The organism is Bacillus cereus group sp. BfR-BA-01430 (assembly GCF_022663115.1).
In the GTDB taxonomy this organism is placed as follows: domain Bacteria; phylum Bacillota; class Bacilli; order Bacillales; family Bacillaceae_G; genus Bacillus_A; species Bacillus_A cereus_BD.
This window is the reverse complement of sequence record NZ_JAKUEW010000070.1, coordinates 1-446: the sequence shown is the minus strand read 5'-3', so window position 1 is coordinate 446 and position 446 is coordinate 1. Positions and strand designations below refer to the sequence as shown.

The following is a 446-nucleotide window of genomic DNA, read 5'->3' as shown; positions in this document are numbered from 1 at the left end:
GATAGTGAAGTCGGAGACCGAAATGAAAAATTCTCTTTATTCGGGGAAAGAATAAATTTCTGTCCTATGTGTGGCAGAGAATTAAAAGAAAACTAAACAAAATTCTTATTTTGGAGGGGAACGGAATGGAAATCAAAGTGAACGAACAAGCTCAAAAGTTTCATTTAGCAACAAATCAAGGAAATTGGCAACCAATGATAGGACACGCTATACAAATAGATGAATTCACATTATGTGCATGTCCTATGTTCGACACTGTTTTCGGAACTGTACTTAATATATCAGAAGTTACAACCGGTCACAGGGTATTGTTGCCGATACCAGTTGTTGGTGATGCTTACGAAAAAACAAGCACAGCAGCAGGTACAGTTGCATTCTTAAGAACGGAAGTTGCTGAAGAAATAAAAAGAGTAATAAACAAAGTTGGAAAACAAAAAATCATAGAA

The 446-nt window shown here is 35.9% G+C and carries 1 protein-coding gene; it reads left to right on the top strand.

From position 1 onward, the window contains the following. Positions 1-125: 125 nt before the first annotated feature. On the top strand, positions 126-446 hold a 321-nt coding region (locus MR058_RS22975), incomplete at its 3' end, for a hypothetical protein (RefSeq protein ID WP_242145943.1).